The sequence below is a fragment of the Bradyrhizobium sp. USDA 376 genome (assembly GCF_054063675.1).
Genome location: NZ_JBSSGN010000001.1, coordinates 2,899,818 through 2,913,100, shown reverse-complemented (window position 1 = coordinate 2,913,100; position 13,283 = coordinate 2,899,818). Strand labels below are relative to the sequence as shown.

Annotated in this window: 8 protein-coding genes and 1 pseudogene; 3 read left to right on the top strand and 6 right to left on the bottom strand. The window is 66.7% G+C overall.

Annotation, left to right across the window (positions count from 1 at the left end):
• Nucleotides 1-160: 160 nt before the first annotated feature.
• From addB to trxA, 3 genes are all read left to right on the top strand, one after another.
• On the top strand, nucleotides 161-3,307 hold the full coding sequence (addB, locus tag ACVJ19_RS13735; RefSeq protein ID WP_453948685.1) for a double-strand break repair protein AddB: 3,147 nt from the start codon (nucleotides 161-163) through the stop codon (nucleotides 3,305-3,307).
• A complete protein-coding gene (addA, locus tag ACVJ19_RS13730) occupies nucleotides 3,301-6,810 on the top strand; it encodes a double-strand break repair helicase AddA (RefSeq protein WP_453948686.1) in 3,510 nt (1,169 codons plus the stop codon). Before addB ends, addA begins: the two co-directional genes overlap by 7 nt.
• A 69-nt stretch (nucleotides 6,811-6,879) precedes the next feature.
• A complete protein-coding gene (gene trxA / locus ACVJ19_RS13725) occupies nucleotides 6,880-7,200 on the top strand; it encodes a thioredoxin (RefSeq protein ID WP_008540017.1) in 321 nt (106 codons plus the stop codon).
• A 64-nt stretch (nucleotides 7,201-7,264) separates the two neighbouring features.
• On the opposite strand, the gene ACVJ19_RS13720 is transcribed toward trxA, so the two are convergent.
• The 6 genes and pseudogenes from ACVJ19_RS13720 to ACVJ19_RS13695 all read right to left on the bottom strand — a co-directional run bounded on the left by ACVJ19_RS13720 (nucleotide 7,265) and on the right by ACVJ19_RS13695 (nucleotide 13,258).
• Nucleotides 7,265-8,005: a metallophosphoesterase family protein gene (locus ACVJ19_RS13720; RefSeq protein WP_453948687.1), complete on the bottom strand. Its 741-nt coding sequence runs from the start codon at nucleotides 8,003-8,005 to the stop codon at nucleotides 7,265-7,267.
• 144 nt (nucleotides 8,006-8,149) lie between these two features.
• Entirely contained in the window at nucleotides 8,150-9,493 is a 1,344-nt protein-coding gene (locus tag ACVJ19_RS13715; protein ID WP_453948688.1) for a bifunctional folylpolyglutamate synthase/dihydrofolate synthase, read from the bottom strand.
• Nucleotides 9,490-10,431 (bottom strand): acetyl-CoA carboxylase, carboxyltransferase subunit beta, encoded by a 942-nt coding sequence (accD, locus tag ACVJ19_RS13710; protein ID WP_453948689.1) that lies wholly within the window; start codon nucleotides 10,429-10,431, stop codon nucleotides 9,490-9,492. Before accD ends, ACVJ19_RS13715 begins: the two co-directional genes overlap by 4 nt.
• Before the next feature lie 110 nt (nucleotides 10,432-10,541).
• The gene (trpA, locus tag ACVJ19_RS13705; protein WP_453948690.1) at nucleotides 10,542-11,378 is read right to left on the bottom strand and encodes a tryptophan synthase subunit alpha; all 837 of its coding nucleotides are present in this window, start codon (nucleotides 11,376-11,378) and stop codon (nucleotides 10,542-10,544) included.
• Nucleotides 11,375-12,590, bottom strand: a pseudogene (gene trpB, locus ACVJ19_RS13700) (tryptophan synthase subunit beta). The gene trpA and the pseudogene trpB overlap by 4 nt, the downstream one beginning before the upstream one ends.
• Entirely contained in the window at nucleotides 12,587-13,258 is a 672-nt protein-coding gene (locus ACVJ19_RS13695) for a phosphoribosylanthranilate isomerase (protein ID WP_453948692.1), read from the bottom strand. The pseudogene trpB and the gene ACVJ19_RS13695 overlap by 4 nt, the downstream one beginning before the upstream one ends.
• Nucleotides 13,259-13,283 lie beyond the last annotated feature (25 nt).

The window sequence follows — 13,283 nt, the reverse complement described above, 5'->3', positions numbered from 1 at the left end:
CACCATCTCTTTCGATCGCAAAAATGCGTGGGCACGCTTCGCTTTGCCCACCCTACGGCACCTGTGCCGGCCCGCGAACAACGGGGACGACTTCGTTCCCACCCATGACCATTCGATCCCGTCTGCCTATATTGGCGCCTGATCCCGAATCAGGCAGCCCATGCGCGTTTTCAGCGTTCCCATCTCAGTTCCGTTCCTGCGCACGGTCGTCACGGCCCTGCTCGACGGCCGGCTGGTCGAGGGATTCGAGGCGCGCAAGGAACCGGCGCGACTGGCCGATGCCACGCTGTACCTGCCGACCAGGCGCGCGATGCGCGTCGTCCGCGAGATCTTCCTCGATGAGATGAATGCGGACGCGGTGGTGCTGCCGCGCATCGTCGCGCTCGGCGACATCGACGAGGACGAGCTCGCCTTCGCCGACGAAGGCGAGCGGTTCTCCAGCGTGACGCCGCTCGACATTCCGCCGCGGCTCGACGAGCTCGAACGGCGGCTGACGCTGGCGCAGCTCGTCGCGGCCTGGGCCAAGGGCCCGGTGCTGGCGCCGCTGGTGGTCGGCGGCCCCGCCTCGACGCTGGCGCTCGCCGGCGACCTCGCCCGGCTGATCGACGACATGGTGACGCGCGGCGTCGACTGGAGTGCGCTCGACGGGCTCGTGCCTGATAACCTCGACCGCTACTGGCAGCACTCGCTGGAATTTTTGCGCATCGCGCGCATCGCCTGGCCCAATCATCTCGCCGAGATCAACCGGATCGAGCCGGCGGCGCGACGCGACCTCTTGATCGCGGCGGAGGCAAAACGGTTGACCGCGCATCCCCATGGCCCCGTGATCGCGGCCGGCTCGACCGGCTCGATGCCGGCGACCGCGAAATTCCTGCATGCCGTCGCCGCGCTGCCGCATGGCGCCGTGGTGCTGCCGGGCCTCGATACCGATCTCGACGATGACGCCTGGCGAACCATCGGCGGCGTGCGCGATTCGCTCGGCAAATTCGCCGAGCATCCGGCGTCGAACCATCCGCAATATGCCATGCACGCGCTGCTGCAGCGCTTCGGCATCAAGCGCAGCGACGTTGAGATTCTTCACCCGCCGACCGAAGGCGGCCGCGATCTGCTTGCATCCGAATCGATGCGGCCCTCCTCCAAGACGGAGGTCTGGCACGACCGGCTGAAGCAGCCTGACGTCGCCGTGAAGATCGCCGGCGGCATGAAGAATCTCGCGGTCGTCGAAGCGCCCAATCCCGAAATGGAAGCGCTCGCGATCGCCATCGCGATGCGCGAAGCGCGGCACCTCGACAAATCAGCGGCGCTGGTGACGCCTGACCGCGCCCTGGCGCGGCGGGTGATGGCTGCGCTGACCCGATGGGATCTCGCCTTCGACGATTCCGGCGGCGACGTCCTGATGGAAACCTCTGCCGGCGTTTTTGCGCGCCTTGCCGCAGGGGCAGCGACCAAGGGCCTGGAGCCGCCGACGCTGCTGGCAATGCTGAAGCATCCGCTGTGCCGGCTCGGCCGCGCACCCGGCGCGTGGAAGGCGGCGATCGAGGGACTCGAACTTGCCGTGCTGCGCGGTACGCGCCCGCCTGCGGGCACGGCCGGCCTGTTGCGCGAGTTCAACCGTTTTCGCGAGGAGCTCGCAAAGCTGTGGCGCAGCGAAGTCTCCGCGCTCCACAAAGCCGAGCCCCGTGCGCGTCTCAAAGCCGAGGATCTCGATCGCATCCAGGCGCTGATCGATACGCTGCAAAAAGCATTGGCGCCGATCGAGAGCCTGCCGCCGTCGAAGCCGTATGACTTCGCCGAGCTCGCACACCGGCATCGCGAGATCATGATCGAACTGTCGCGCGACGAGCAGGGCATTCCGCTCGCCTTCGAGGAGCGCGAAGGTCTTGCGCTCGCTGGCGCCTTCGACGATCTCCTGCGCGGCGGCACGACCAGCGGATTGATGGTGCCGCTGCCCGACTACGCGGACGTGTTCCAGACCGCCTTCGGCGATCGCGCGGTGCGGCGGCGCGACAGGCCGGGCGCGCGCCTGCAGATCTACGGTCCGCTGGAATCGCGCCTGATGCAGGCCGACCGCATCATTATCGGCGGCCTGATCGAAGGCGTCTGGCCACCGGCGCCACGCATCGATCCCTGGCTCAGCCGGCCGATGCGGCATGAGCTCGGGCTCGATCTGCCGGAACGGCGTATCGGCCTCTCCGCACATGACTTCGCACAGCTGCTCGGCGGCGACGAGGTGATCCTCACCCATTCGGCCAAGGCCGGCGGCGCGCCGGCCGTTGCTTCGCGCTTCCTGCATCGGCTGGAGGCGGTGGCGGGCGACGAGCTCTGGAAGACGGCCATTCGTGCCGGCGAAAAATACGTGCAGTTCGCAGGCGCGCTGGACCAGCCCGAGGAGGTCACGCCGATCAAGCAACCCGAGCCGCGCCCACCGCGCGCGACGCGGCCGACAAGCATGTCGGTCACCGCGGTCGAGGACTGGCTGCGCGATCCCTACACGATCTACGCAAAGTATATCCTGAAGCTCGCTGCGCTCGATCCCGTCGACATGCCGCTCTCGGCCGCCGACCGCGGCTCGGCGATCCACGATGCGATCGGCGAGTTCACGGAAACCTACGCTGCACATCTGCCTGACGATCCCGCGCGCGTGCTGCATGCGATCGGCAAAAAATACTTTGAACCGCTGATGGAGCGCCCTGAGGCGCGTGCGCTGTGGTGGCCCCGCTTCCAGCGTATCGCGCGCTGGTTCGGCGAATGGGAGACCGCGCGGCGCGAAGCGATCGAGGGGATCACGGCGGAGACGCGCGGCGAGATCTCGATCAGGCTCGACAATGAGCGCAGCTTCTCTCTCTCCGCCCGCGCCGACCGCATCGAGCGACGCCAGGGCGGCAGCTATGCCATCCTCGACTACAAGACCGGCCAGCCGCCGAGCGACAAGCAGGTCCGCATGGGCCTGTCGCCACAGCTCACGCTGGAAGCTGCGATCCTGCGCGAAGGCGGTTTCCCCGATATCGACGCAGGCGCGTCGGTGAGCCAGCTCGTCTATGTCCGTCTCAGCGGCAACAATCCGCCGGGCGAGGAGCGTATACTCCAGCTCAAGGTCAACAAAGGCGACGAGCTCATTCCGCCGGATACGGCAGCTGCCGATGCCCGCCAGAAGTTGGAAGCGCTGATCCGCGCCTTCGAGGACGAGAACCAGCCCTATACCTCGCTGAACCTGCCGATGTGGGCGAACCGCTACGGCACCTATGACGATCTCGCCCGGATCAAGGAATGGTCCGCGGCCGGCGGTTTGGGAATCGAGGAATGGTGAAGCTGCCGCGCCCGATCCCCGATGAAGTGCGCGCGCGGCAGGCGCGCGCATCCGATCCGACCGCGTCGGCCTTCGTGTCGGCCAATGCCGGCTCGGGCAAGACGCATGTGCTGGTGCAGCGCGTGATCCGCCTCTTGCTGTCGGGCGTGCCGCCGGAAAAGATCCTCTGCATCACCTTCACCAAGGCCGCCGCCGCCAACATGGCCGAGCGCGTATTCACCACGCTTGGCCATTGGGTGACGCTGGACGATGACGCGCTCAAGAAGGCGATTGTCGCGGTCGGCATTCCGCACCCGAACGCAAAGCTGTGCCGTGAAGCGCGAAAGCTGTTCGCCTGCGCGCTGGAGACGCCGGGCGGGCTGAAGGTGCAGACCATCCACGCGCTTTGCACCCGTCTGCTTCAGCAATTTCCGTTCGAGGCCAATGTCCCCGCGCGCTTCTCGGTCATCGACGAGCGCGACCAGACCGACATGATGGAGCGCGCCAATCTGAAGGTGCTGCTCGAGGCCGCGCGCGATCCGGACAGTATCACCGGCCGGGCGCTCCTGACGGCAATGGCGAGCGCCGCCGATGCCACCTTCAAGGAGGTCGTGCGCGAGGCCTGCCTCAGCCGCGATCACTTCATGGCCTGGACCGACGAGGCCGGCAACGCGGAGGCGGCTGCGGCGCAGATGGCTGCGGTGCTGGGTGTCGATGCGAGCGACCGCATCGAGGACGTCGAGACGGAGATTCTGGATGGTCCATTTCTGCCCCGATCGCGCTGGGACGACATCGCCTTTGCGCTGGAAGACGGCAGCAAATCCGACAACGACCAGGCAGGCCGGCTGCGCGAAGCGAAGGTGTTTTCCGGCAGCGCGCAGGTCGATGCCTATCTGTCCGTCTTCCTCACCGACGACAAGCTGCCGCGCAAGGCGGTTCTGACCAAGAAGTTTTGCGACCACAACCCGTCCGTCGCACGCCTGTTCGAGGCGGAAGTCCAACGCCTCGGGGAATTGATCGAGAAGCGCCGCGCGGTGACGATGCGCGACCGCACCGCGGCCTTGCTGCACATCGCGACGGCCGCCGCGGCGAACTACCGCCGCGAGAAGCAGGAACGCGGGCTGCTCGACTACGACGATCTCATCGACAAGACGCTGGCGATGCTCAACCGCGTCTCCTCGGGCTGGGTGCATTACAAGCTCGACCGCGGCGTCGACCACGTGCTGATCGACGAGGCGCAGGATACGAGCCCGCGGCAATGGGACATTGTCGCGCATATCATCTCCGAGTTCACCGCCGGCGAAGGCGCGCGCGAGGGACTGAACCGCACCGTCTTCGCCGTCGGCGACGAGAAGCAGTCGATCTTCTCGTTCCAGGGCGCTGACCCACACGAATTCGACAAGCGCAAGCGGGAGCTGGACCGCAAGTTCAGATCTGCCGGCCTGAAGTTCGATCCGGTTGCCTTCACCTATTCGTTCCGCTCGGGTGCCGCGATCCTGCATTCGGTCGATCACGTCTTCCGCGAGCCCGCGATCTACAAGAGCATCCATTCGATCGATATCGGTCACCCGCTGCACAATGCGCTCGCCGATGCCGGCCCGAGCGTGATCGAGCTGTGGGATCTGGCGGAGGTCGACGACCGGCAGGAGATCGAGGGCTGGCGCGCGCCGTTCGACGGCGTCGCCGTCACCAGTCCCGAAGTCAAACTCGCCCGCCGCATCCAGGCCGAGATCAAGCGGCTGGTCGAGAGCGGCACGCTGACGGGGCACGAGGGCGAGCGCCGCCCCCTGCGCTATGGCGACATGCTGATCCTGGTGCGCCGGCGCGGCAACGCGTTCGACGCGGTGATCCAGGCGCTCAAGCACGCCAACATCCCGGTCGCCGGTGCCGACCGGCTCAAGCTCACCGAACACATCGGCATCATCGACCTGATGAACCTTGCGGACGCGCTGCTGCTGCCACAGGACGATCTCGCGCTGGCGGTGGCGCTGAAGAGCCCGCTGTTCGGGCTCGACGACGACGACCTGTTCCAGCTTGCCTGGGATCGCAAGGGCTCGCTGCGCCGCGCGCTCGGTGAGCATGCGGCCACAAGCGAAAAATTCGCCACGGCGTTGCGACGCCTGGAGGCCTGCGAGATCCGTGCCCGCGAGGAGACGCCGTTCGCCTTCTACGCCTGGCTGCTCGGGAGCGACGGCGGCCGCGCGCGTATCCTGCGCCGGCTCGGCCACGAAGCCAACGACGCGCTCGACGAATTCCTCGAGCTGGCGCTGAACTACGAGCGCAAAGCGCCGGCCTCGCTGCAGGGTTTCATGGCCTGGCTGCGCTCGGCCGACACCGAGGTGAAGCGCGACATGGAGATCTCGCGCGACGAGGTGCGCGTCATGACGGTGCACGGCGCCAAGGGCCTGGAGGCCTCGGTCGTGTTCATGGTCGACACCACGTCCTCGCCGGCGGACTCGCAACGGGTCCGGCTGATCCACGTGCCGCGCGGCAATGGCGGCGAGATCGTGGTCTGGGCCGGGCGCAAGGCGGACGATCCCAAGCCCGTCGCCGATGCACGCAAGGCGATGATCGAGGAGACCGAGGACGAATATCGCCGCCTGCTCTATGTCGCGATGACGCGGGCGGCCGACCGGCTGATCGTCGGCGGCTGCATGCCCGGCAACATGAGGACGGTGCGCAAGCTGAGCTGGTACGACCTCATCGACACCGGGCTCACCGGCTCGGGCCTCGACAAGCAGACCATCGAGACGCCGCTCGGCAAGGTCACCCGATTCGCCCGGCCGGAGGATGTCGCGGCGCTGGGCACGCCGGCGACTTCGGTGGACCAGACCATCGCGCTGCCGGACTGGCTGCGGACACCGGCGCCGCGCGAGACCATCGACGTCGATGCCGTGCGTCCGTCCGGCCAGTCGGCCGAGGACGGCCGCAGCGTGTGGACAGGCGAATCGGTTCAGTCGCGCGCCCTGGCGCTGCAACGCGGCACGCTGGTGCACCGCCTCCTGCAGTCCCTGCCCGACATCGCCGCCGAGCGCCGGCGGGAGGCCGCGCTCGGCTTCATGACGCGCAACGCCTCGGACTGGCCGGAGGCTGACCGCACCGCGCTGGCCGACAAGGTGCTCGCCTTGATCACCGAACCGCGTTTTGCCCGGGTCTTTGCCGCCGGCAGCCGGGCGGAGGTCGCCGTTGCCGGCCGGCTAGAGCGGCCCGGCCGACCGCCGGCGCTGGTGTCGGGGCAGATCGACCGGCTGGTCGTTCGTCCGGACGAGGTTTTGATCGTCGATTTCAAGACCAATCAGGCCACGCCGAAGAGCGCCGCCGAGGCGCCGGCGGCCTATGTCCGGCAGCTTGCGCTGTACCGGGCGGTGCTGGCGCGGCTTTATCCCCAAAGGGCGATCCGGGCCGTCCTGCTCTGGACCGAGGCCCTTGAATATATGGAGATTTCGCCCCCCGCGCTGGACGCGGCGCTGGCATCCCTTCATCTCGGTGTGAGCGTCCTTGACCCGGCAAGGAGCCGTTCATAGGTTCACCCCATGATCCCGGGCGCGATTCCCAAGCGCGCCGATTCTCTTTCAACCGAGTGAGGTACTCCAATGGCCGTTAGCAAGGTTTCCGACGCCGATTTCGAAGCCGAAGTGCTCAAGGCGAACGGCCCCGTGGTCGTCGATTTCTGGGCCGAGTGGTGCGGCCCCTGCCGCATGATCGCGCCCGCTCTCGACGAGATCGCCGGCGCGATGGGCGACAAGGTCAAGATCGTGAAGCTCAATGTCGACGAGAGCCCGAAAACGGCCTCCAAGTACGGCGTGATGTCGATCCCGACCCTGATGATCTTCAAGGGCGGCGAGATGGCCTCCCGCCAGGTCGGCGCGGCGCCGAAGGCGAAGCTGCAGCAGTGGATCACGTCGGCGGTCTGATCCGCGGCGCGGTCTACTGAGATTTTTGGAACGGCCGGCGAAACGCCGGCCGTTTTATTTTGCTCTACTTGATCCAGCCTGTCGCCAGCGCATTCGCCAACTCCGACTGATTGTTGCGACGCGCCAACTCCGCCATCGCCTCGTGATCGTAGGCTACGTGACGAAACGTCACCTGCCACCCGCCAACTGTTGGCTCAAGAATCGCGTAGCGCGCATCTGGCGTGCCGGCTTCGACGACATGCGGAAACGGATGCTTGTCGCGATAGCCGGGGCTGCCGACGCTGCCGGGATTGACGATCAGCCTTCCGTCGCGCAGCCGCACCGCGCGGGCGAGATGGGTGTGGGCGCAGAGGATCAGCGATTGCGTGATGCCTTGCGCGAGCTGCTCGATGCGGTCGAGCGGCGACAGCGCGACGGTGCCGTCGGGATGCACGGTGTCGAGCCAGTAGACTTCATCGTTCGCGGGCGTGGCGTGGCAGAGGAACACCTGGTCGCGGAACACGCGCGTCATCGGCTGCGCGCGCAGCCAGTCGAGCTGCGCAGCATCGAGCGCCGCGTGGGCGGGACGATCCCACGAGCCCATCTTCTCCGGGGGGCGATCGAGCAGATAGCGGTCGTGATTGCCGAGCACGTGCACGGCATCGAGCTGCATCAGGATTTCGACGGTGCGGCGCGCATCGAGCGGGCCGCTCAGCATGTCGCCGAGATTGACGATGTCGGCGATGCCCTGTGCGCGGATATCGGCGAGCACCGCCTCCAGCGCGAGATGGTTTCCGTGGACGTCGGCGATTGCGGCAAAACGCATCGGCAGTCTCTCTTTCGTGCCCCGGACGCAGCGCAGCGCTACTTCAGCGGTGCGCTGCAGAGCCGGGGCCCATGTCGCGGCATTCTGGGTCCCGGCTCTGCGGCCCATCGCTCGCGCGATGCGCCTTGTCCGGGACACGAAAACTCATGCAGGAGGCGTGCCGTTAAGCCCGAGCACATGGCCGGCGAGATAGAGCGAGCCGGTGATCAGGATGCGCGGCGGCACTTCGTAGGCCAGCTTCGACAGCGCGCGCAGCGCGGCCTCGACGCCGGGGGCGGTCTCGACCCGCATGCCGAGGCTGCGCGCGGCGTCGGCGAGGCGGTCGACCGGCATCGCGTTCTCGGTGTCGGGGATCGACACCGCGACGATGTGGCGGGTGAGGCCGGCGAAATTGGCCAGAAAGCCTTGCGCATCCTTGTTGGCCATCATGCCGGCGATGACGACCAGCGGCCGCGACACCCGCTCCTCGAGATCGCCGAGCGCGGCCGCCGCGACGCGGCCGCCTTCGGCATTGTGGCCGCCGTCGAGCCAGATCTCCGAGCCCTGAGGCCCCCACGAGAGCAGCTCGCCCGAGGTGATGCGCTGCATCCGCGCCGGCCATTCGGCACTGACGATACCGGCTTCGAATGCGGCCTGGTTGACCTTGAAGGCCGGAATCGCGCGCAGCGTCGCGATTGCAAGGCCGGCATTGTCGAACTGGTGGCGGCCGAACAGGCGCGGCGCGGCGAGATCCATCAGGCCGCGGTCGTCGGAATAGACGAGACGCCCGTGCTCGACATTGACGTGCCAGCTCTCGTTCGCGGCAAACAGCGGCGCGCGCATGCGTTTTGCCTGCGCCTCGATCACGGCCAACGCCTCCGGCAGCTGCTCGGCGCAAATCACGGGCACGCCGCGCTTGATGATCGCCGCCTTTTCGCCGGCAATCGACGTCAGGGTGTTCCCGAGAAAATCCATGTGGTCCATGCTGACGGGCGTGATCACGCAGGCCGCAGGTGTGTCGACCACATTGGTCGAATCGAGCCGGCCGCCGAGACCGACTTCCAGCAGCACGGCATCGGCGGGCTTCTGCGCGAACAGATGAAACGCCGCAGCGGTCTTCAGCTCGAACACGGTCGCCGGCTCGCCGGCATTGATGCGCTCGACCTCCTCCAGCGCGGCGCGCAGCTCGTCGTCGCTGACGAGAACGCCGCCACCGACGCGGCCAAGGCGAAAACATTCGTTGATGCGGACCAGATAGGGCGAGGTGTAGGCGTGGACGCGCAGGCCCGCGGCCTCCAGCGTTGCGCGCAGATAAGCGAGCGTCGAACCCTTGCCGTTGGTGCCGGCGATATGGATCACCGGCGGCAGCTTGCGTTCGGGATGGCCGAGCCGCTCGAGCAGGCGGTGCATCCGCTCGAGCCCGAGATCGATGCGCTTCTGATGCAGGGCCGACAGCCGCCCGATCACTTCGTCGAGCAGTGTCTTTGCACTGTCAGAGGAAGCGTTCACGCGTGCGGCGCGGCCGGCGCCGTCTCGGCGGCCGATACGATCTGCGCCGGGCTCGTCACCGGCTGCGTCGGCTTCGATGCGCCTTCCTGCGCCGGCGCCTTGGTCAGCAGGCGGCAGAGCCGCGCCAGGGTCGGGCGCAGATCGTGGCGATGCACGACCATGTCGACCATGCCGTGCTCCTTGAGATATTCGGCGCGCTGGAAACCTTCAGGCAGCTTCTCGCGGATGGTCTGCTCGATCACGCGCGCGCCGGCAAAGCCGATCAGCGCGCCGGGCTCGGCGATCTGCACGTCGCCCAGCATCGCGTAGGACGCGGTGACGCCGCCGGTGGTCGGATTGGTCAGCACGACGATGTAGGGCAGCTTTGCCTCGCGCAGCATCTGCACCGCGACGGTGGTGCGCGGCATCTGCATCAGCGACAAGATGCCTTCCTGCATGCGCGCGCCGCCGCTAGCCGCGAACACGATGAAGGGCGACTTCTTCTCGACCGCGAGCTCCAGCCCGCGCACGATGGCTTCGCCCGCGGCCATGCCGAGCGAGCCGCCCATGAAATCGAAATCCTGCACGGCGACGACGACGGCGGCGCCTTCGAGCTTGCCGTAGCCGACCTTGATCGCATCGTTGAGATTGGTGCGCGCGCGGGCATCCTTGATGCGGTCGGCGTATTTCTTCTCGTCGCGGAACTTGAGCGGATCGGGCGTGACGTCGGGCAGCGCGACATCGAACCAGGTCTCGTTGTCGAAGATCGACTTCAGACGCGCCACCGCGCCCATGCGCATGTGATAGTTCGAGCCGGGGATGACGAACTGGTTGGCCTCGACGTCCTTGTAGAACACGAGCTGCCCGGAATCCGGGCACTTGATCCACAGATTCTCCGGCGTCTCCCGCCGCAGCATGTTGCGGATCTTCGGCCGGACCACGTTGGTAAGCCAGTTCATGGTTTGCTCCGATGTGCGATCCCGCTGGGAATCGCCTGAAGGAATATATGGCGGCCGGGCCCCTGCCCGGCAAGCCGCCGTGTGGTCCGCCCCGGAAGCGGAATTATGGCCTATTCGGCCGCTTGTTTCGCGCCCTTGACGCCCTGGGCCAGGGCCGCCGTCAGCTCGGCCACGGCGTTAACGGTCTTGGCGGTTGCCCGGCCCTCGGCATCGAGGCTGTTCTTGAGCGCGTCGACCAGCGCGGTGCCGACCACCGAACCGTCGGCCTTCTCGGCAATGGCGCGCGCCGCCTCCGGCGTGCGGATGCCAAAACCAACGCAGATCGGCAGCTTGGTATGCCGCTTGATGCGCGCGACAGCTTCGCCAACGGCATTGGCATCCGCCGCTGCCGCACCGGTGATGCCGGCGATAGAGACGTAATAGACAAAGCCTGACGTGTTCGCGAGCACCGCGGGCAGGCGCTTGTCGTCGGTGGTCGGGGTCGCGAGGCGAATGAAGTTCAGGCCCGCCTTCAGCGCGGGAATGCAGAGCTCGTCGTCTTCCTCCGGCGGCAAATCGACGATGATCAGGCCGTCAACGCCGGCCATCTTGGCATCAGCCAAAAACTTGTCGACGCCGTAGATATAGATCGGATTGTAGTAACCCATCAGCACCAGCGGCGTGACGTTGTCGTCCTTGCGGAAGTCGCGCACCAGTTCCAGCGTCTTCTTCAAGGTCATGCCGTTCTTGAGCGCGCGCAGACCTGCGGCCTGAATCGAGGGACCATCCGCCATCGGATCGGTGAAGGGAATGCCGAGTTCGATGACGTCGGCGCCTGCCTTGGGCAGCGCCTTGACGATATTGAGCGACGTCGTGAGATCGGGATCGCCGGCCATCACATAGGTGACAAAGGCCGAGCGGCCCTGCTTCTTCAGCTCGGCAAAACGGGTGTCGATACGCGTGGTCACTTCTTGCCCCTCAGGATGTCGCCGACCTGCGGGACGTCCTTGTCGCCGCGGCCGGAGAGATTGACGACCATCAGGTGGTCCTTCGGCCGCTTCGGCGCGAGCTCCATCACCTTGGCGATGGCATGCGCCGGCTCAAGCGCGGGGATGATGCCTTCGAGCTTCGACAGCAGCTGGAATGCGGCGAGCGCCTCGTCGTCAGTCGCAGAGAGATAGTTGACGCGACCGACCTCATGCAGCCAGGAATGCTCGGGGCCGATGCCGGGATAGTCGAGACCGGCGGAGATCGAATGCGCATCCTGGATCTGGCCGTCCGCGTCCATCAACAGATAGGTGCGGTTGCCGTGAAGCACGCCCGGACGGCCGCCCGCGATCGAGGCCGCATGCAGCTGCGTGAGGCCATGGCCGGCGGCTTCAACGCCGAAGATCTCGACCGAGGGATCATCGAGGAAGGGATGGAACAGGCCCATCGCGTTCGAACCGCCGCCGATGCAGGCGACCAGCGAATCCGGCAGGCGTCCCTCGACCTCCTGCATCTGCGTCTTGGTTTCGTTGCCGATGACCGACTGGAAGTCGCGCACCAGCGTCGGATAGGGATGCGGCCCCGCCACGGTGCCGATGCAATAGAAGGTGTTGTGCACGTTGGTGACCCAGTCGCGCAGCGCCTCGTTCATGGCGTCCTTCAGCGTGCGCGTGCCCGACTGCACCGGGACCACCGTTGCACCCCAGCATCTCCATGCGGATGACGTTGGGCTGCTGCCGCTCGACGTCGACCGCGCCCATATAGACCACGCATTCGAGGCCAAAGCGCGCGCACAGCGTCGCAGTGGCGACACCGTGCTGGCCCGCGCCGGTCTCGGCGATGATGCGCTTCTTGCCCATGCGCCGCGCCAGCATGATCTGGCCGAGCACGTTGTTCACCTTGTGCGAGCCGGTGTGGTTGAGCTCTTCGCGCTTGAGATAGATCTTTGCGCCGCCGAGATGCTCGGTCAGACGCTCGGCGAGATAAAGCGGCGAAGGCCGGCCGACATAGTTCTTGAGATAGCCGTTCATCTCGGCCTGGAAAGCCGGATCGGCCTTGGCCGCGGTGTAGGCCTTTTCCAGATCGAGGATCAGCGGCATCAGCGTTTCGGCGACGAAGCGTCCGCCGAAAATGCCGAAATGGCCGCGCTCGTCGGGGCCGCTGCGATAGGAATTGGGTTTGGCGATGTTCATCGGACGCTCAACTCTTGACTTGCATCTTGGGTGGCGCGCGCGGCGCGAATGAAGGCCTGGATCATCTCGGGGTCCTTGACGCCGGGGGCGCTCTCGACACCCGAGGACACGTCGACGCCGCCGGCGCCGGTGACCCGGAGGGCCTCCGCGACGTTGTCGGCGTGCAGCCCGCCCGAGACCATGTAGGGCAGCTTCAGATCGAGGTTTTCGAGCAGGTGCCAGTCGAAGGGTTCACCCAGGCCGCCGGGCCGCGTCGCATCCTTGGGCGCACGGGCGTCGAACAGGATACGGTCGGCGACCGCGGCATAGCCGGGCAGCACGGCAAGATCGGCGGCGCTTGCGACCGGCACGGCCTTCATCACCGGGCGGCCGAACTTCTGCTTGATGTCGCGCAGCCGGGCGACGCTCTCCTTGCCATGGAGCTGGAAAATGTCCGGCGACAGCGCATCCATGATGTTGTCGAGCGTGGCGTCGTCGGCATCGACCGTGAGCGCCACCTTAAGCGCGCGCTGCTTCACCTGGCGGCCGAGGTCACGGCCAAGCTCCAGAGAGAGATGCCGCGGCGAGGGCGGAAAGAACACGAACCCCACCATGTCGGCACCCGCGTCGAGCGCCGTTTCGAGCGTCTCGCGCGTGGACAGGCCGCAGATCTTGACGAGCAGGGACATGATCTCAAAGCAGATGGAGGCCGCG